Annotated in this window: 16 protein-coding genes; 4 read left to right on the top strand and 12 right to left on the bottom strand. The window is 44.3% G+C overall.

Annotated features, from left to right (window positions below; translation table 11 throughout):
- Positions 1–6: 6 nt before the first annotated feature.
- The 4 genes from R7Q39_RS14710 to R7Q39_RS14695 all read right to left on the bottom strand — a co-directional run bounded on the left by R7Q39_RS14710 (position 7) and on the right by R7Q39_RS14695 (position 5,532).
- Positions 7–900: a branched-chain amino acid ABC transporter permease gene (locus R7Q39_RS14710; RefSeq protein ID WP_005373295.1), complete on the bottom strand. Its 894-nt coding sequence runs from the start codon at positions 898–900 to the stop codon at positions 7–9.
- Positions 900–2,852 (bottom strand): long-chain fatty acid--CoA ligase, encoded by a 1,953-nt coding sequence (locus R7Q39_RS14705; RefSeq protein ID WP_005382741.1) that lies wholly within the window; start codon positions 2,850–2,852, stop codon positions 900–902. Before R7Q39_RS14705 ends, R7Q39_RS14710 begins: the two co-directional genes overlap by 1 nt.
- Positions 2,852–3,652, bottom strand: coding sequence for an ABC transporter ATP-binding protein (locus R7Q39_RS14700; RefSeq protein ID WP_005373297.1), 801 nt, complete (start codon positions 3,650–3,652; stop codon positions 2,852–2,854). The genes R7Q39_RS14705 and R7Q39_RS14700 overlap by 1 nt, the downstream gene beginning before the upstream one ends.
- A gap of 242 nt (positions 3,653–3,894) precedes the next feature.
- Positions 3,895–5,532, bottom strand: a complete 1,638-nt coding sequence (locus tag R7Q39_RS14695; protein ID WP_318076406.1) for an electron transfer flavoprotein-ubiquinone oxidoreductase — start codon at positions 5,530–5,532, stop codon at positions 3,895–3,897.
- 155 nt (positions 5,533–5,687) lie between these two features.
- Between R7Q39_RS14695 and R7Q39_RS14690 the strand changes: the two genes are divergently transcribed.
- The 3 genes from R7Q39_RS14690 (at position 5,688) to R7Q39_RS14680 (ending at position 9,480) form a co-directional block, all read left to right on the top strand.
- Positions 5,688–6,440, top strand: coding sequence for an electron transfer flavoprotein subunit beta/FixA family protein (locus R7Q39_RS14690; RefSeq protein ID WP_238970465.1), 753 nt, complete (start codon positions 5,688–5,690; stop codon positions 6,438–6,440).
- The gene (locus R7Q39_RS14685; RefSeq protein WP_062731039.1) at positions 6,437–7,363 is read left to right on the top strand and encodes an electron transfer flavoprotein subunit alpha/FixB family protein; all 927 of its coding nucleotides are present in this window, start codon (positions 6,437–6,439) and stop codon (positions 7,361–7,363) included. Before R7Q39_RS14690 ends, R7Q39_RS14685 begins: the two co-directional genes overlap by 4 nt.
- Before the next feature lie 86 nt (positions 7,364–7,449).
- A complete protein-coding gene (locus R7Q39_RS14680; RefSeq protein ID WP_318076405.1) occupies positions 7,450–9,480 on the top strand; it encodes an acetoacetate--CoA ligase in 2,031 nt (676 codons plus the stop codon).
- Positions 9,481–9,658: 178 nt separating this feature from the next.
- On the opposite strand, the gene R7Q39_RS14675 is transcribed toward R7Q39_RS14680, so the two are convergent.
- Both R7Q39_RS14675 and R7Q39_RS14670 read right to left on the bottom strand, forming a co-directional pair.
- Positions 9,659–11,209: an alpha-glucoside-specific PTS transporter subunit IIBC gene (locus R7Q39_RS14675; protein WP_054576204.1), complete on the bottom strand. Its 1,551-nt coding sequence runs from the start codon at positions 11,207–11,209 to the stop codon at positions 9,659–9,661.
- A 55-nt stretch (positions 11,210–11,264) separates the two neighbouring features.
- Entirely contained in the window at positions 11,265–12,593 is a 1,329-nt protein-coding gene (locus R7Q39_RS14670) for a 6-phospho-alpha-glucosidase (protein ID WP_047101299.1), read from the bottom strand.
- Between the two features lie 180 nt (positions 12,594–12,773).
- Here R7Q39_RS14670 and R7Q39_RS14665 point away from each other — a divergent pair, with 180 nt between their 5' ends.
- Complete coding sequence (locus tag R7Q39_RS14665; RefSeq protein WP_054730587.1) at positions 12,774–13,481, top strand: GntR family transcriptional regulator; 708 nt, start codon at positions 12,774–12,776, stop codon at positions 13,479–13,481.
- 19 nt (positions 13,482–13,500) lie between these two features.
- Here R7Q39_RS14665 and mnhG read toward each other — a convergent pair whose 3' ends face one another.
- From mnhG to mbhE, 6 genes are read right to left on the bottom strand one after another with little or no spacing between them, the layout of a single operon-like run.
- Entirely contained in the window at positions 13,501–13,794 is a 294-nt protein-coding gene (gene mnhG, locus R7Q39_RS14660; RefSeq protein ID WP_005373314.1) for a monovalent cation/H(+) antiporter subunit G, read from the bottom strand.
- Positions 13,794–14,072, bottom strand: coding sequence for a cation:proton antiporter (locus R7Q39_RS14655; protein WP_005373317.1), 279 nt, complete (start codon positions 14,070–14,072; stop codon positions 13,794–13,796). Before R7Q39_RS14655 ends, mnhG begins: the two co-directional genes overlap by 1 nt.
- A complete protein-coding gene (locus R7Q39_RS14650) occupies positions 14,065–14,541 on the bottom strand; it encodes a Na+/H+ antiporter subunit E (protein ID WP_005373320.1) in 477 nt (158 codons plus the stop codon). Before R7Q39_RS14650 ends, R7Q39_RS14655 begins: the two co-directional genes overlap by 8 nt.
- Positions 14,538–16,034, bottom strand: coding sequence for a Na+/H+ antiporter subunit D (locus R7Q39_RS14645; protein ID WP_017820359.1), 1,497 nt, complete (start codon positions 16,032–16,034; stop codon positions 14,538–14,540). Before R7Q39_RS14645 ends, R7Q39_RS14650 begins: the two co-directional genes overlap by 4 nt.
- On the bottom strand, positions 16,031–16,384 hold the full coding sequence (locus tag R7Q39_RS14640; RefSeq protein ID WP_017633704.1) for a Na+/H+ antiporter subunit C: 354 nt from the start codon (positions 16,382–16,384) through the stop codon (positions 16,031–16,033). The genes R7Q39_RS14645 and R7Q39_RS14640 overlap by 4 nt, the downstream gene beginning before the upstream one ends.
- A complete protein-coding gene (gene mbhE, locus R7Q39_RS14635; RefSeq protein WP_191115752.1) occupies positions 16,384–19,053 on the bottom strand; it encodes a hydrogen gas-evolving membrane-bound hydrogenase subunit E in 2,670 nt (889 codons plus the stop codon). Before mbhE ends, R7Q39_RS14640 begins: the two co-directional genes overlap by 1 nt.
- Positions 19,054–19,164: the final 111 nt, after the last annotated feature.

Below are 19,164 nucleotides of genomic sequence, written 5' to 3'. Positions count from 1 at the left end.
TTCTCCTTAAATACGCTCAATATCTTTGGTACCAAACAGGCCATATGGCTTGAAGGCAAGAATGATTAACAGCACATAGAATGGTGCGATGTTGTACAGGTTACCCACTTGCAGGTATTGGCTATCAAAAAACTCAGCCAAGTTTTCTAGCACCCCGATGGTAATACCACCGACAATTGCGCCGACCACCGAATCTAAGCCACCTAAAATAACGGCTGGGAAAACTTTGATACCAATAATGGATAGCGCGTCAGATACGCCGTTAACGATACCGATAACAATCCCTGCGGTTGCAGATACCATTGCCGAAATGGCCCAACTGATGGCGAACACTTTCTTGATGGAAATGCCAAGACTCTGGGCTACTTGCTGGTTGAATGCCGTTGCGCGCATTGCCAGACCCATTTTGCTGAATTTGAAGAACCAGTAGAACGCGCCCATGATGAGCATTGAGAAGATCAAGCTCAGAATGTAAGCAAACTCAACATTCAAACCTCCGATATTCACCACGTTGGTTTCGAACACTTGCGGGTACGACACAGCAGAGACGCCGAATATCCACTTCATCAGTGCTTGGAAAAACATCGATAGACCAATGGTCACCATGATCACAGAGATAATCGGTTCACCAATCAACGGTCTGAGCACAATGGTTTGCACGGCGATACCAAAAATCATCATGAACGCGAGCGTGAGTAAAAAGCCAATAAAAAACGGTAACTGTAGGTGTACCAATGCCGCCCAACATACCCATGCGCCAATCAACAAGAACTCCCCCTGAGCAAAGTTGACCACCTGGGTCGATTTGTAGATCAATACAAAGCACATGGCGACAACGCCATACAACATGCCAACGATCACGCCATTAATGACGAGTTGCAGTAATAAATCCGTATTCACTATGCGATCCTCCGTTGTTCGCTATCCACTAGTGTTGGCTCATGCTCAATAAGCGTTTCAATAACTAGCGACGTTTGAATGCGTGTTTTAGTGCCATCTTGATAAGTGATCACCGTATCGACATCGACTTTTGGATCGTCGCTGTAGATGGTTTCGATGATGTCTCCGTATTTCTCTGCAACCACACCACGGCGTACTTTACGTGTGCGAGTTAGCTCTCCATCGTCGGCATCCAACTCTTTGTAAAGTAGAATGAATTTGCTGATCTTCTGTGCATCCGGTAGGGATTCGTTCACTTTTTGAACTTCTTCACGAATCGCTTGGTACACTTCTGGTTGAGCAGATAAGTTGGTGTAGTTGGTAAATGCCAAGCCGCGTTGCTCTGCCCACTTCGCGACGATCGCATAGCGAATACAGATGATGGCAGACAGCCAAGGTCGACCTTTACCTACCACCACGGCTTCTGCAATAAACGGCGAGAACTTGAGTTTGTTTTCAATGAACTGTGGAGAGTAGCGGTCGCCGTGGCTGGTTTCCGACATATCTTTCAGACGATCAATCACCACCAAGTGACCGGAATCTTTAAAATAACCCGCATCGCCTGTGTGCATCCAACCATCTTGAACATCTTCATCATATGCTGCTTGGTTGTTTAAGTAGCCAGTAAACATGCCTGTACTTTTCGCGATGATTTCACCAACGCCATTGCTGTCTGGGTTGATGACTTTCACTTCTGCATTATCAAACGCAACGCCGACCGAATCATAGTCCACGTCATCGGCTTGGTGGACGGTGTACGCACCACACATTTCGGTTTGACCATAAAGCTGCTTAAGTGGCACACCAATAGCTTGTAGGTAACGGAAAGTATCCGGCCCCATCGCCGCCCCGCCCGTTGCAGCAGATGTTAGGTTCGAAAAGCCTAAACGGTCTCGCAAAGCACGCAAAAGAATCCATTCGGCGAGTTTAGAACGTTTGCCCTGCTCTAACGCTTTGTTGGCTAAGCTCATGCCCAGTTTGTACATCTTTTGCTTAAACGGTGTCGAATCCATCATTCGTGCAGACACGTCTGCCACAATGTTTTCCCACACACGTGGCGCTAACAGCACAAAGTTTGGACCGATTTCACGCAAGTCGGACATCATGGTTTCTTGTTCTTCCACAAAGTTAACGATTTGACGAGAAATCAACGCCTGACCAACCACGTAAACCTGCTCCATAATCCAAGGCAAAGGCAGAACAGAAACGTAGTTGTCGCCTGGGGAACGAGGGTCTGCACGCAAGTAAGCCGCACAGTGATCCAAGAACGTGCCACTGTGTAGCTGAGCCAATTTTGGTTTAGAAGTCGTACCCGACGTTGTACAAAGAATTGAAAGATCGCTGCCTTTGGTTTCAACAACCATATTGAGATATTTGTCTGGGTCCGCTTTATCAATCAGCTGACCTTTTTTGTAGACCTGTTCAACATCAATTAATCTTGGATCATCGTATTTACGCATTCCACGAGGATCGCAGTAAATAATGTATTCGACGCTAGGAATTTCATCACCAAGCTCAAGCAGCTTGTCGCATTGCTCTTCATCTTCGGCAATCACGACTTTTGCTTTGGCATAGTTGATAAGGTATGCCACCTCTTCGTGCATGGAATCTTGATAGATGCCCAGCGAGAAACCTTTGATCGCATGTGCCGCTAACTCGCCCCATACCCATTCAGGGCGGTTATCACCTAGCAAACCAACGACATCTTGTTCGCCAATACCTAAATCTTGTAGTGCCAGTGCCATCCACTTGACGCGGTTTTCATAATCTTTCCAAGTGAACTCTCGCCAAATACCAAACTCCTTTTCACGCATTGCGACTTGTTCGGGCCAGTTCTTGGCATTGTGTTGCAACACTTTTGGAAAGGTATCTAAGCGGGTTATATCTGCCCAATCATTATGTTGCTGTGCCATTATGCACTCTCCTCTAATGTCGGTAGCTCTTCGCCTAAGTACGCTTGTTTCACATGTGGGTTGGCCATCACTTCTTCAGGCTCACCCGTAGCAATGTGTTTACCGAAATCCAAAACCAAAACGCGATTAGAGATGTCCATGACCACGCCCATGTCGTGCTCAATCATAATGATCGTGATATCTAATTCTTCATTCAGATCCATGATGTAACGTGCCATGTCTTCCTTTTCTTCCAAGTTCATACCTGCCATTGGTTCATCAAGCAGCAGTAACTTAGGTTTTAAGGCAATGGCACGAGCAAGCTCTACACGCTTACGTAAGCCGTAAGATAGGGTGCCTGCAGTCGCTTTTCGGATGTGCTGGATTTCTAGAAAATCGATCACGTCTTCCACATATTTGCGGTGCGCCATCTCTTCTTTCTGCGCATTGGAGAACCAATAGAGTGGCCCCGTGACGAAGTTATTTTTCAGTAGGTGGTGTCGGCCAACCATGATGTTGTCCAGTACCGACATATGAGAAAAGAGCGCCAAGTTTTGGAAGGTTCTTCCCAACCCTAACTCAGCTCGTTGGCTAGGTGTCCGTTTAGTTACGTCATCTCCAGCGAAGATTACAGAGCCTTTATTTGGTGTGTATCGACCAGAGATGCAATTGAGCATTGAGGTTTTACCTGCACCGTTTGGGCCAATGATTGAAAAAATTTCCTTTTCATTCACATGGAAGCTCACGTCAGTTAAAGCTTTCACCCCACCAAAAGCCAATGAAATATCGTTTACCTGCAACAGAGGCGATTCCGATACCATAGTTGATCTCCCTTTCGTTATTTTAAGTGCGTTCCATTGAGCACTATTTGATCAAACCTAACTTTGATACTGGTAACCGCTTTTACACCTATGCATCAACTTTGTATTCAGTTTACGTAAACGTCAATTTAAGATCAGAATAGTGCCTGAAAGATTAAGTTGCAATCGAGTTCATCGAGAAAGATTTGAACTAACGCAAACTTTAAGTAAATAAATTGTTAATAAAAATTATTCTCAAACGCTTACATATTTGGATAGTTCGGACCACCACCACCTTCTGGCGGAATCCAGGTAATATTTTGACTTGGATCTTTGATGTCGCAGGTCTTACAGTGGATACAGTTGGCCGCATTTATTTGCAGCTCTGGCTGCTGCTCCCCCTGTACGATTTCATACACGCCAGCCGGACAATAGCGCTGTGCTGGCTCTGCATATAATTCAAGGTTCTGCTCAATAGGAATCCGCTGGTTCTCCAGTCGTAAGTGGCATGGTTGATCTTCCTCATGGAAGATATTGGATAGATAAACAGAAGAGAGGCGATCGAAACTTAACACGCCATCAGGCTTCGGATAGACAATTTCATTGCTGTTTTCCGCCAATAACAGAGACTGATGATCAGGCTTATCACAGCGGATATGCCACTTAGCTTTGCCTTTTAATACGTTATGTTCCAGCAGCGCTAAACCACCGCCCAGCCACGATCCAAAGCGGTGAATACCACTTGAGAAGTTACGTGCTTGATAAAGCTCTTCATACAGCCAAGACTGTTTGAAATGCTTTTGATAATCAGCAGTAACTGACTGACACTCAAGGGCTTCACATACTGCTTCAGCGGCAAGCATGCCAGATTTCATTGCGGTGTGCGTGCCTTTGATTTTAGCGCCGTTAAGCGTTCCAGCATCGCATCCAATTAATAAACCACCAGCAAACTGCTGCGTGGGAAGCGAATGAAAGCCGCCCTTGGTAATCGCTCTCGCGCCATAGCTAATACGCTTCCCATTTTTGAGGTATTGCTCAATCAACGGGTGGTGTTTAAAACGTTGAAACTCATCAAATGGACTCAAGTGCGGATTCTTATAATTCAAGTCAACAATCAACCCGACGGCAACTTGGTTTCCCTCTAAATGGTAGAGATAACTGCCACCTGTAGCTTCATTTGATAACGGCCAACCTAATCCGTGCACTACTAAACCTTGCTGATGCTGCTCTGATGGGATTTCCCACAGCTCTTTAAAACCGATAGCGTAGTGTTGAGGCGTTTTCTCTTCAGCAAGATTAAATCGGTTAATCAACTGCTTACCAATATGCCCCCGTGCGCCTTCAGCAAATAAAGTAAACTTCGCTCGTAGTTCAATACCAGGTTCGAAATTTCCTTTTTGTTCACCATTTTTATCTAATCCCATATCGCCCGTGATCACGCCACAAACACGACTATCTTCATCGATGATCGCTTGACTGGCGGTAAAACCTGGGTAGACCTCCACCCCCAAGTTCTCAGCCTGCAACGCCATCCATCGGCATAGACTGCCCAAACTTATGATGTAATTACCTTTGTTATGTAACGTATTAGGCACCGCCCAAGAAGGCAGTTCATGACCATTGATGTCATTGCCTAGATAGTAGGTTTTATCTTGGTTTACTTTGGTATTGAGCGGAGCGCATTTCTCTTCCCAGTCGGGAAAAAGCTCATCCAAACTCCGCGTTTCAAACACCGCACCCGATAAAATATGCGCTCCAACTTCAGAACCTTTTTCTACCACGCAAACAGAGAGCTCTTGTTTTTTTTCTGCTGCTAATTGTTTGATTCGGCATGCCGCAGACAAGCCTGCGGGACCTGCGCCTACAATCAGAACATCAAATTCAATGCAGTCTCTTTCCATGATTGCATTCCTTTTTCTTTGCATGTTGCCAACTTGTTAATCAACAATATATTTAAAGTTGACGCAAACGTAAAGGTAAATTAACATCATTTTAAAGACGTCATCACATCGTCTTCACTGTTAACACATAGTCTTCACTGTAAAAGGAATCTAACGTGAAAATACTAGTGCCAATCAAAAGGGTCATTGATCCCTACGTTAAAGTTCGCGTGAAAGCGGACCATAGCGATGTTGAAACCAATAACGTCAAGATGACGATTAATCCATTTTGCGAAATAGCCGTTGAAGAAGCCGTACGACTAAAGGAGCAAGGTATTGCAGATGAAGTCATCGTTGTCAGTGCCGGCGGTAGCCAGTGTCAGGAGCAACTACGTACCGCGCTTGCATTAGGCGCCGATCGCGCTATTCATGTCGATACTGAAGACAAAATAGAGCCATTAGTTGTTGCTAAGCTGCTCAAAGCTCTAGTTGAGCAAGAACAAGCACAGCTTGTGATTACGGGTAAACAATCCATTGATACGGACAACAACCAAGTGGCTCAGATGCTGGCCGCCCTACTTGACTGGCCTCAAGCAACTTTCGCTTCCGACGTGAAGATTGAAGATCAAAAAGTTCAGGTCGTGAGAGAAGTGGATGGCGGCTTGATGACGGTCGAGATGAACTTACCTGCGGTGATCAGTACTGACTTACGCCTGAATGAACCGCGTTTTGCCTCTTTGCCTAATATCATGAAAGCTAAGCGCAAGCCGTTAGATACCATCACACCTGACAGTCTGGGTGTTGAAGTGGTATTTAGCCAAACCATTCAAGAAGTCACACCGCCAGCGCAAAGAAAAGGTGGCATCAAGGTTGAATCTGTCTCAGAGCTTCTCGATAAGCTGCGTAACGAAGCGAAGGTGATTTCATGAAGAACTTAATCATAGCAGAACATGACAATAACCAATTGCATGCGGACACACTCAAAGTGGTTAATGCAGCAAAACAAGTCAGCCAAGACAATGTTTTGATCGTAGTGGGCCACCAGTGTGAAGAAGTCGCTCAGCAAGCTTGTCGCGTTGATGGTATATCAAACGTAATTTGTGTCGATGATGAACAACTTAAGCATCAATTTGCCGAGAGTATCGCACCTATTGTAGTGAGTATTGCTGAAGGCTTTGACGCAATCTGGGCTAGCTCATCATCAAAAGGGAAAGACCTTGCACCGCGAGTAGCAGCGAAGTTCGGCGTTGGGCAAATTTCCGATATTGTCCAAGTTATCGATGAAAACACTTTTATCCGCCCTATTTATGCAGGAAACGCATTTGCCAAAGTGACCACCAGCGACAAGGTTCGCGTCATCACCGTGCGCGCGTCTGCGTTTGAGCCGGTTACTTGTCACAACCAAGCTGATATTAAGCATCAGCAGGTCACTATCTCAGCTCCAATGGTTGAATTGGTTTCTGCCGATAAAACCGTGTCAGAGCGCCCTGAATTAAGCGCGGCAGAGGTGGTTGTGTCAGGTGGACGCGGAGTCGGTAGCAAAGAGAACTTCGCGTTGATCGAACAAGTTGCCGATAAACTAGGTGCTGCCATTGGCGCTTCTCGTGCGGCAGTTGATGCCGGGTTTGTTGCCAACGACTTACAAGTGGGTCAAACCGGTAAAATCGTTGCACCTAAGCTTTATATAGCGGTTGGGATTTCCGGTGCCATCCAGCATCTTGCAGGAATGAAGGAATCCAAAGTGATTGTCGCGATCAACAAAGATCCAGAATCTCCTATCTTTGAAGTTGCTGACTATGGATTGGTTGGTGATTTATTTGAGGTACTACCTCAGCTTGCCGAACAACTTTAAACGATCAGATAAGGGGCGAACACTGCTATGTTCGCCCCTTTATTTTGTTTTGGTCATATTCAAAAGAATTGAAATTAGAGGGACCTATGCCAAATTCTGCACCTATTTGGTCACCATCTGCTGAGCGCGTCAGCAATAGCAACTTATTACGGTTCATTGAAAAGGTTAATAAAGACAAAGCCGAAGGTGCCGTACTCAACAATTACACGTCTCTACACCAGTGGTCCATTGAGCACAATGATGAATTTTGGCGACATACTTGGCAGTATTGCAACGTAATCGGAGATATGGGTTCGCAAGTCAAGAGCCTTGGCAGTCCCAAATGGACACCAACAGGTTCTAATCATCATCATGTAAATAGAGACACAGTATGGTTTGCTGACGCCACGCTGAACTACGCAGAGAACCTCCTATCTCAGGCTGAACAATCACCAGAGCGTGAGTTTATTGTTTTTAGCAATGAAAGCGGTGAACACCGACAACTCTCCGGTAAACAGTTGCTTGAACAAGTTTCCGCCATTCAACAATGGCTACTCAATTGTGGTGTCGGTAAAGGCGATGTCGTTGCGGGTTATTTGCCCTACCTTCCTGAAACCGTTATTGCCATGCTGGCCACCACCAGTCTTGGTGCCATTTGGACTTCAACCTCTCCTGATTTTGGTATCGATAGCGTCGTAGAGCGTTTTGGTCAGGTCAAACCGAAAGTTCTTTTTTGCTGTGATGGCTACCAGTTCGGAGGCAAAGCTTTCGATATGACGGACAAGAACACCACTCTTAGTAGTAAGTTAAGCAGTGCCTCCGAAGAGACTACTATTAGCGTATGCCAAATCGAATATTTACAAAACGCTGAGAGTGCTAGCACTTCTGAGTTTGTTTCTTGGTCCGATATTACTCACCACTTTTCTCCACAATCAATTCAATATCAACCAACGCTGTTTAATGACCCGTTATTCATTTTGTATTCTTCTGGTACAACAGGTCAACCTAAGTGTATTCTCCATTCCGCAGGCGGTACCTTGCTCAATCACCTCAAAGAACATCAACTGCATTGCGACATCAAATCGCAAGACAAGGTTTTCTACTACACAACATGTGGTTGGATGATGTGGAACTGGCATGTTTCCGCTCTTGCGAGTGGAGCAACCTTAGTGATTTACGACGGTAGTCCGGTTTATCCTGATCACTCCGTCTTATGGCGATTAGCAGAAGAACATAACGTGTCGCTGTTTGGTACTTCAGCGAAATACTTAGAGGCACTGGAACATGCGAACTGCTCTCCAAAACTAGAACATAACTTGAAGTCACTCAAAACTCTGTGCTCAACTGGTTCGGTGCTTTACCCAGAACAATTTAATTATGTCTATCAGCACATCAAGCAGGACTTGCATCTCGCTTCTATTGCTGGCGGCACAGATATTTGCGGATGCTTTGTACTTGGAAACCCAATCTCACCAGTTTACAAAGGTGAATGCCAAGGCGCAGGGCTGGGAATCGACGCACGTGTTCTAGAGGATGATGGACATACTATTACGCAAAAACGTGGCGAACTGACTTGTAATAACTCACTACCTAACTTCCCTATTGGTTTTTGGAACGACAACGGCGAACGTTATCACAACGCTTATTGGAGCAAGTTTACCGATATCTGGCACCATGGCGACGATGTGATGCAAACCGAACATGGCGGCTTTATTTTTTATGGCCGTAGTGACGCAACCTTAAATCCAGGCGGCGTACGAATCGGTACCGCTGAAATCTACCAGCAAGTGAACGCGTTACCCGAGGTTGAAGACTCCATCGCTGTCGGCAAGTTAAACCAGCAGTCTGAAGAAATCTGGTTACTAGTAAAACTCGCTCACAACGTCGAGTTAACCCAACAACTCACCGATTCAATTCGCCAAACATTGAAAACAAAATGTTCACCGCGCCATGTCCCACGACAAATTTTTGCTATCAGTGATATTCCTAAAACGCGCTCAGGCAAATTGGTTGAGCTAGCAGTGAAACAATTGGTAAACGGACAAGCTGTAAAAAACATTGGTGCTATTGCTAACCCAGAAGTGCTGGAAGAAATTAAAACGCTTTTCAACATAGAAAGTGGCGCCACTGTCAATTAGAGACTCAACAAGTCTTCCCACAATACAGAGGGGTATAACCTAACTGTATTTTTAGCTCGCTCGATAACTCCTCCCCACTTTCGTGGAAACTGCGCGAAATATGCTTCATGTACACAAAAAAGGTGAGATAATTATATCTCACCTTTGAGCCATATGAGCTGGAGCATTAGTTTGGGGGTTAAGCTTTTATCAGTTGGCTCATATCTTCGCGAACTTGTGGCACCGTTAAACCAACGATGATTTGAAGGCTCTCTTGATTTCTAACAATATTCACCGCTCCGTGCTGTGTGAAAAATGCGTTCTCCTTTACAAGAGAGACATCTTTAACTTTAACACGCAAACGCGTCGCGCAATTAGTTAACAATTCAATGTTTTCTTTTCCACCCAGACCTTCAATAAAGGCACTAGCTTGTGACGGACTTGCGCTACTGTTATGGACCGCTTTCGCTTCTTTGTAGTCAGCTTTGGAATACAACTTACTATCTGCACCTTCACGTCCCGGAGTAAGTATGTTGTATTTTAAAATAAGCGCGCGAAACGTAACAAAGTAAACACCAGTAAACATGAGACCAATAATAATCTGAATCACGTATGTTCCTGCATGGTTACCAGCCAAAGGCAACCAGTTTTGGAAAATGAAGTCTATCAAGCCAGTCTGAAAGTTACCGGAAACACCAAACATAAAGGCGATCGTTGCCATTGTCGCAGATAACAACGCATGCAAAGCAAACAGCGCAGGTGCGATAAATAAGAATGTAAACTCTATTGGTTCGGTGATCCCTGTAAGAATTGCTGTGATTGCGGCTCCGAGCACTAACCCCATCACCATCTTTTTATTTTCTTTTTTCGCAACTGAATAGAGTGCTAGTGCGATACCCGTACAACCAAACACTTTACCCATTCCCGTCAACATCAAACCACCCTGAGGAAATTGTGTCGTTAAACTTTCCGAGCTCTGGGCGAATGTCTGTATATTTTGAATCCAATAGGCAACCGTTCCGCCATCGACTGCAACTGGCCCATAAAAAACGGGACCATATACGAAATGATGCAACCCCGTTGGTATCATGATTCGCTCTAAAAACGTAAATAGCCATACCCCTAACGATCCAGCAGAAACCAAAAATGATTGCAGATTATTAATACCATGCTGAATACTTGGCCAAGTCAAACAAGTTAGAATTGCCATCACGACCATAATTGGGAAGCTAATGATCACAACCAATGGCGTTCCGCCAAATACAGCCGCCCAATCCGGTAGCTTTTTATCAAAGAATCGGTTGTGAACCCAAACAGAGAGACTTGCAATTAAAATCGCACCTAGCAAGTTGGTATCAAGCGTTAGAATGCCACCAACTTCAGTCAAACCTCGCTCACCTTCCGTATAGTTAACTCCCAGTTCTGGCCCCCAAAATTGAAGGATTCCACCAATAACGTAGTTATACGTAATGTAGGAAACAAGTGTTGCAAGTACAGCGCGACCAGATGCTTTTTTAGCTAAAGCGATAGGTAACCCAACGGCAAAAATAAGTGCCATATTTTTAAATACAGCGAGTGATGCCTGTAAAATGATCGTCGAGACTTTAACCCAAGCACTCCCCTCTAGTGCCCAAGGAAACACTTCTTGATTTAACAGCACAACAGAGAAACCCAATAACATGCCCGCTGCTGGAAATAATAGAACGGGTACAAACATCGCGGCCCCGAACCTTTGAATAATGTCTTTCATATAAACCTCTTGTTTCATTCACGGAGCCTACAAGTAGGCCCCGAACGTCCAGTTGTTATTGAAAAAATTGAGGAAGGTAGGCTTTATTTTCTTCTAGTAATTGTTTTGTTATTTCTTTAGCTTTTGGCACATTAACCACGGTACGGTTAAGTGTGAGTGCATTAATCAGCTTTTGCTGACTTCCTTCGTACCAAGCATCCACGACTAATTTCTCGTAACCAAGTTGGCTTTCAATCATGGCTTTTTGGAAGGTTGGGATTTTTCCTACAGTAAAAGCTTTCGGTCCATCACTAGTTAGCGCAGCTGGAACTTCTACCATGGCGTCATTTTGTAAATTTGTAATAGCACCATTATTCGGTACGATGACGAGATACACATCGCTCAAGTTGTAGGCTAGCGAAGCCGCGACTCTCACCATGTATCGACCATGGATATCGGCATGCAGTGTTTCGTGCTTCGTGGTGCCCGCTTCAATTATTCTTGCGTTCAATTCGAACACTCGTTTCTCACGGCCGTTAATTACCTGCCTTGCGCGGGTATTGTTGATATCCTCTTTCGCCACCATTTTTTCAGGGTACAAATAGTACTGAAGATACGTATTCGGCAAAAACTCTGGATTATCAACAAGCATTGTTCTCATGTTTTTGAATGTGGCTTGCCACGATGGGTCATCCGCTATTTCCGCATCAACCGCACTGATCCCTTCTTTTAGGATGATATTTTTAATTTTGTCCGTTAAGTCTTCACCCTGTTTGTTACGAATTTTGGTAAACCAGCCATAGTGATTAAGCCCAAAATATTCAGGAACGAAGTCCCAAATTTCACATCCTAACAATTGCGCATAGCTGACCATAATCGCTGCTGGCATATCACAGATATTTAGAATTCGCTTATCATGCGGAAATTCACGATTTAAAGCTTCAGCGACAATTGCCGCCGGGTTGGTGTAATTAAGAATCCACGCATCTGGACACGTTTGTCGGATCTCGTTCACTAGCTGGATCATGTCGCCGATAGAGCGAAGTCCATATGCCATTCCTCCCGCGCCACATGTCTCTTGCCCAACACAAGAGTTGGATAGCGGGATTTGTTCATCGCGCTCGCGCATGGCCAACCCACCAGTGCGGATCTGGATAAAGAAAAAGTCCGAATCTGAGAATGCGACAGATTTATCCGTTGTATAAACAAACTCTTCAACTTCTGGATAGTGTTCTCGCAATAGAATTTCAGTAGCTAATGCATTCGACTCTTGGCGTTTCTCATCTATGTCGTAAAACACGACTTTTGCGAGTGGAAAGTTATCTTTTTCAGCAATAAGGCTGTTCATCATACCAAGTGTGTATGTACTGCCAGCACCAACAATCGTTAATTTTTGACGTTTCATTCCGCTACCTCAAATGTTTACCCTGCAAATGTATAAAATAAGTATTAATACTTTTATGATACATTTAAAGTGTAAGCACAAAGATACGAGATAAAAATCACACAAAGATCCTAAGGAAAAGTATTAACTACATCTCAGATCACATTCTTGCTATCATGATCCAAGACTTAGCGAGGTATTATGAAACCCAAATACATAGACATTGCGGAACGATTAGAAAAAAAGATCAAAGATGGGGAACTACAACCTAAATCGATGCTTCCAAAAGAGAGTGATTTGCAAGAAGAGTTTTCCGTAAGCCGCGTAACCATCAGAAAAAGCTTACAAATTCTGGTCGACAATAATTTAATTAGTCGGACAAGAGGTAGTGGAACTTATGTAAACGATCTAAAAGCCCAACATGATGCCTTACATTTGCTGGGTTTTATCGAGGAAGTCAGTAAACAGGGGAAAACGCCTAGCTCTCAAGTCATAAAGTTCGAACTTAAAAAGCCGAATGAGCAGGTTGCTAAGCAGTTAAATCTCTCGCCCAATGATGATACATATGAAATACATAGACTCAGATGTATTAATGATGAGCCTGAAATTTACGAAGTCACTCATATGCCAGCAATGTTATTTCCAGACTTGAGCATAGCCATAATGAATGGTTCTAAATATGAGTACATTGAAAATAGCAAAGGATTGAAAATTGCGAAAAGCAGTCAGTCTGTCAAACCGTACTTGTTAGATGCAGAGACGGCCTCATACCTGAATGAATCAGAAGCTTCCCCTATTCTAAAAGTTGAGTCCACTGGTTACCTAGAAGATGGTCGTGCATTTGAATATACCGTCAATTACTTCCGACTTCATCAATACAGCTTCGAGTTTATTTCAACTAGGGCGTAGTACTATTCGACGCTAATGGTTAATCATTACGCCAAATCTTATATCCGACCTCTCGCATTGCTCTGCCGAGCAGGTGGGAGGCGACTGGCGCAGTGAGAACGATAAACAACATCGTACCGATAACCCTAGAGATCACGGTAACTTCAGGGAGTGAGAAAGCGACCGCTAATAACAAGCAGCTCACTCCGACAGTTCCAGCTTTGGTAGCTGCATGCATTCGGGTATACAAATCAGGAAGCCTCAGGACACCTAGACTTGCAACCAAGGTCAACAATGTTCCTAAGCATAAAAATAGTCCAATCAACACGTCCATTATTCTTTCTCCTTTCTTTTAACGATCAAACGTGCAAATGCGATCGTGCCGAGAAATGCAACCAAACCTAATGTAATGGCGATATCTAACAGAGCGTCCTCACCGCTGTCTAAGGTGTAAACCGTAATAAATCCGATAGTGATAAATGAAATCAGATCTAACGCCACCACTCGATCAGCTAGCGTTGGTCCTAGAATTAAACGAGCAAAAGCCATAACAAAGCTGAGTAGTAGCCCAGAATAGGCAAAAGTGACCGTTATTTGCAGCCAACTATCCACGCGTCACCTCCAAAATTCGATGCTCTAACCCATCTTTAATTCCGCGAATAACCTCTTCATGTTCAGGTGCAAACATGGCATGAACGATAAGATACTTTTTATCAGCCGTAACATCCAAACTAAGCGTGCCCGGTGTTAAAGAAACCATGTTCGCCAGTAATGTGATTTCTAGATCAGAATCGACCTCCAGAGGGACATAAACGATATCAGGCTGACTCAAATGAGTAGGTGTCACAACGTCCCACACCACTTTCGCAACCGATATAACCATTTCATAAGCGAAGTACACCAATAACTTCAATGCAGATGCAAAACGTTGAAAATAGCTCGTTTTCAATCCAAATGGTTGACTCAACCTTAAAGCAAAAAAGCCGACCGTAAATCCGACAACAAAATTCAGACTCGAATAGCTGCCATTAAGCATCATCCACGCTAACGCTAAGAAAAAATTGAGGAATAGATAGATCATGCATTTCCTCCTAACACCACTCTGATGTATTCAGTCGGATTTAACAGTTGTTCTGCAGCTTGAACGGAAAATTGATAAAAAGGCTCCGCCACTAAGCCAATGATTAGCGTCAACGTTGTCAATACAATAATTGGAACGCAGTACAACCAATGTACTTTGGCCTGCAGAGTCTGTTCTGGCTTCTCTCTAAATGGCTTTTTCCAAAATGCCTCACTCCAAATTTTCGTCATCGAGTAGACAGTAAGCAACCCCACCAATAACGCGGTACCTGCTAACCAGTAATACTCAGCCTGTATGCTCGACTTGATGACCAATAGCTTTCCCCAGAAACCCGATAGCGGTGGGAAACCGGCCAGAGAAAACGCAGGGACAAGAAACAAGAACGCTAACCAAGGCATAGCTTTGTATACCCCACCCAAATGTTCAAGTTGACTAGAGCCATATTTGCGCTCGATGAATCCACCTATTAAGAACAAATTCGCTTTTACAATGATGTGATGAACAATGTAGAAAATGGCACCGGCTAAAGCTAAGGGAGTGTAAATAGCCAACCCCATGATCATATAGCCTATTTGGCTAATAATATGAAAAGAAAGAATTTTCTTAATGTCGAATTGGCTAGCCGCTCCTAAAACGCCCGTTAACATGGTTAGCCCTGCGACCCAAATTAACGTCGGTTGCCAACCACTCTCGGCGAGCGGAAATACCAAGGTAAAGACTCTTATCAACGCGTATACACCGACTTTAGTAAGCAACGCGGCAAACAGTGCCACCACACCGCTTGGTAACGTGTGATAAGAAGCTGGCAACCAAGCAAATAAAGGAAAGAGTGCCGCTTTAATAGAAAAGGCAAACAAAAATAGCGCGGACAGCATCATGTTGATGCTCAATTCATTTTCCCCTACTTTGGTGTAGAGATCGGCCAGGTTCAAGGTGCCCGTTGCGCCATACAACAAGCCGATAGCAAGCAAAAATACCAGCGTCGAAATCAGGTTCAACATCACGTACTTTACTGCACCATCAACTTGAGTTTTCGTTGCATCTAACACCATTAAACCAAATGATGAAATGAGCATGACCTCAAACCAAACATACAGATTAAAAATATCTCCAGTCAGGAAAGCGCCATAAACGCCAGCAAGCAACATGTGCATTAACGCATGGTAATTGCTATAGGAGGGCTTTCGGTGAAGGTCCGCCATCGCGTAGAAAACACATATCGCACCAATCACCGCCGTGATCATCACCATAGCAACGCTGAGGTAATCTGCGACAAACACGATACCAAATGGCGCACTCCACTGACCAAAAGCAACGGCTTGAATACCATTATTTATGATGTTTTCTGTGAGAAAGCCCGCAACGAAAAGGTTCGAAATCGCACTTACACCGCTCAACCACTCAACACTTTTTGTTGAGCGACGGACGAAGAAGATAATCAACGCCGTACTCAGCGAGAGAACTACCGGTAACGTAAGCAAAATCGAACTCATTGACCCTCCTCAGAACGTTGCATTTCATCGACGTTTGCAGTTCCAGTGTCTTTATAAGCTCGATAGAACAGCATTAAAGCAAAAATAAGTAGTCCAAAACCGATGACTATCGCAGTTAAGATAAGCGCTTGAGGTAAAGGATTTGCCGCGCTATCTGGTGGTAAAAGAGCATTATCGCCAATCAATGGCGGTTCTCCGGGCGTCAGCCTCCCAGCTGTAAAAATAGCAAGGTTAACCGCACTACTGAGTAACATGATGCCGAACAAAAGGCGCAAGATATGCTTTTCAAGCATTAAATAAACACCTGCTGCGACAAATACTCCAACGACAACACTCCAGACTATTTCCATCACTCTAGCTCCTCATTAATACGAAGCAGCATACCCATCACGCCACCTATAACGGCAAGGTAAACACCAACATCAAAAACCAATGGCGTCCCTAGTGGTATCACGTCTTTCCACCACAGTCCGGTCAAAAACGGTTTATCAAACGCAAAGCTCAAAGCACCAGAAACTAAGCTCAATGCGATGCCAGATAACGCAATGAGAAACGGTTTGAAATACAACCTAGAACGAACGTATTTCGGTGATTCCGCGAACATGAGAAGTGATAAACCAATAACGGCAATCAACGCACCAATAAAGCCACCACCCGGTTCATTATGACCACGTAACAACAGATACACTGAAAATACGAGCATGAGTGCCGAAACAATGTGTGCCGTGGTTGCAAAAATTAATGATTGGATACGATTTTGCTTTTTCGCTCTTGTCTTAAGCAAACTCACTGCCGCAATCCCAGCAATAACAACGACGACAACTTCTCCCAATGTATCAAATGCGCGAAAGTCGACCAGAATAACGTTAACAATGTTTCGCCCATGTCCACCCGGGACACTGTTTTCTGCAAAGAAATCTGACACCGAAGAGTCCATCGGCTGAGACGTGATTCCTAACAAAAGTAAAGTAACCGAAACACCTATCACACCTGCTATGCAAATATTCGCTACTTTACGTTTTATTGAATGCTTGGGCACGGTGGCTAGACGCGGCATATGACGCATTAACAATGCAAGAAAGACCACCATTAATGTTTCCACTAACAGTAAAGTCTTCGCAACGTCCGGGGCGCTATAAATCATAAAAACAAGCGTAGTCATGAAGCCAATCATACCAAGCGCAGAAATCGCAAGAAGTCTTGCGTGGGACAACGTACATACGAGCGCAGCACCAATCAACAATAAGGCAATACCAATCTCATAGAAAGTGACACTTGAAAGTTCGCCAACCAAAGGCAGAGGAATAAGCGCTACCTGACTCAGTAACGCAACGGCAAGTACCGTGAAAAATAATAGGACATAGCGACTCAATTTCTTTTGCTGTAACCGCGCCGTTTGCCACTTCGCCACTGTCATCATGCCATCTAATAGTCGTTCAAAAATATTCTCCGCTTTGGGGACGAATAGATGTAGCCGCTGAAAAAATGCAGACACAGTAGGATAAACACGGTACACCACATACCCCAACGCTAGCGTAATAACGCTTAACACTAACGGTACATTCACGCCATGCCATAGTGATGTCTCTTTAAGAGCTGCTGTGGGCAGAATGTCATCAGAGCCCGGAAAAATAATATTGCGATCTAACCAATTTAAACCGAATAACGGGACCAGGAGACTGCCAAGTGCCAAGAGCAAAGGCGAGATCCACATGGCTTTTTTTGTCTCAACTGGCTTAGTTTCAATCGGCACGAGATCACGGCGAGCAAAGAATGGTCTCGCAATAAGCATAATGGTTAGCGCGACCATCAGTATATTCACGATTAATAGTACAAAGGCGATCCAATTATTGAGCTCTACTGCGGACTTATACATGTATTCTTTGCTCAAAAAACCTAACAACGGCGGGAACCCCGCTTTAGACAATGCAGCCAAACTCCCCGCAACCATGCTGATGACGAGAACTGACTTCAGACCGTACAATTGATCAATATCTCGTGTTCCTGTCGCTTTGTCGATATTACCCACCACCATAAACAGCGCAGCTTTATAGAAAGAGTGAGCGAGAATAAACATCAATACTGCACTAACGGCCAAATCTGTGCCCATACCTAGTAATAATGTTAATTTACCCAAAGCAACATTCGTGCTGTAGGCTAGCATCAGCTTCAAGTCAGTTTGTTTTAATGCGACAAATGTGCACCAAATGGCCGTGATACTCCCAGTGATGACTAAAGCATAAAACCAGATCTCGCTGTGGGCATAAACTGGCGATAAACGTGCTAATAGGTAAATGCCTGCCTTTACCATTGTTGCCGAGTGTAAATACGCACTGACCGGAGTGGGAGCTGCCATCGCGTTAGGTAGCCAAAAATGAAACGGGAATTGCGCAGATTTAGTAAATGCACCGAGTAGTATGAGCACTAGAGATGGGATAAACCATTCATGCTGCGCAATAGTGTCTGCCTGCTCGATAATGGTATTTAGCTCATAACTCCCAGCCATTGCTCCCAGCAAGATAAGACCAGCTAGCAACGCTAGTCCACCAGCACCGGTAACAATCAGCGACTGCAAGGCGTTTTTCCGAGACGTTTTATTTTCGTGATTAAACCCGATCAGTAAGTAAGAAGTGATGGTGGTGAGTTCCCAGAAAACAAATAACAACAGAATGTTATCGCTCATCACAATCCCTAGCATGGCAAGCATGAATAGGGTTAGATACAAATGAAAGGAAAACCGGCTATCACTTTCTCGTAAATAAGCCAAAGCGTAGATTTGAATCAGTGCGCCAATCCCACTGATCAGTCCCGCAAAAAGAAATGAAAGACCATCTAATCTAAAGCTAAGGTTGATATCGAGGCTTGGTATCCATTCCGCATTCCAGCTCACGCCTGCAGGAGTATAGATATAGAAGAGAAAAGAGAAGATTAAAACTGGCAGCGCAGGGAAAATCAGTAAGACCAACTGATTATCTAGGTTTTTCGGTAGGTTTTCTTTACCCGTTATGTTATTCAACATCGCAGCCCATTCGTTATTATAAGAAGATACGCCCTATCCGGCGCAAATGACAAACTCCACTGTATTGTTTTAGCCCAAGCGCTTCAAAAACGATCATGAAACCAAGGGAAA

Source organism: Vibrio sp. 947 (assembly GCF_033339115.1).
Classification (GTDB): Bacteria; Pseudomonadota; Gammaproteobacteria; order Enterobacterales; family Vibrionaceae; genus Vibrio; species Vibrio alginolyticus.
The sequence above is the reverse complement of the archived record's forward strand: the minus strand, read 5'-3'. Positions and strand labels throughout refer to the sequence as shown.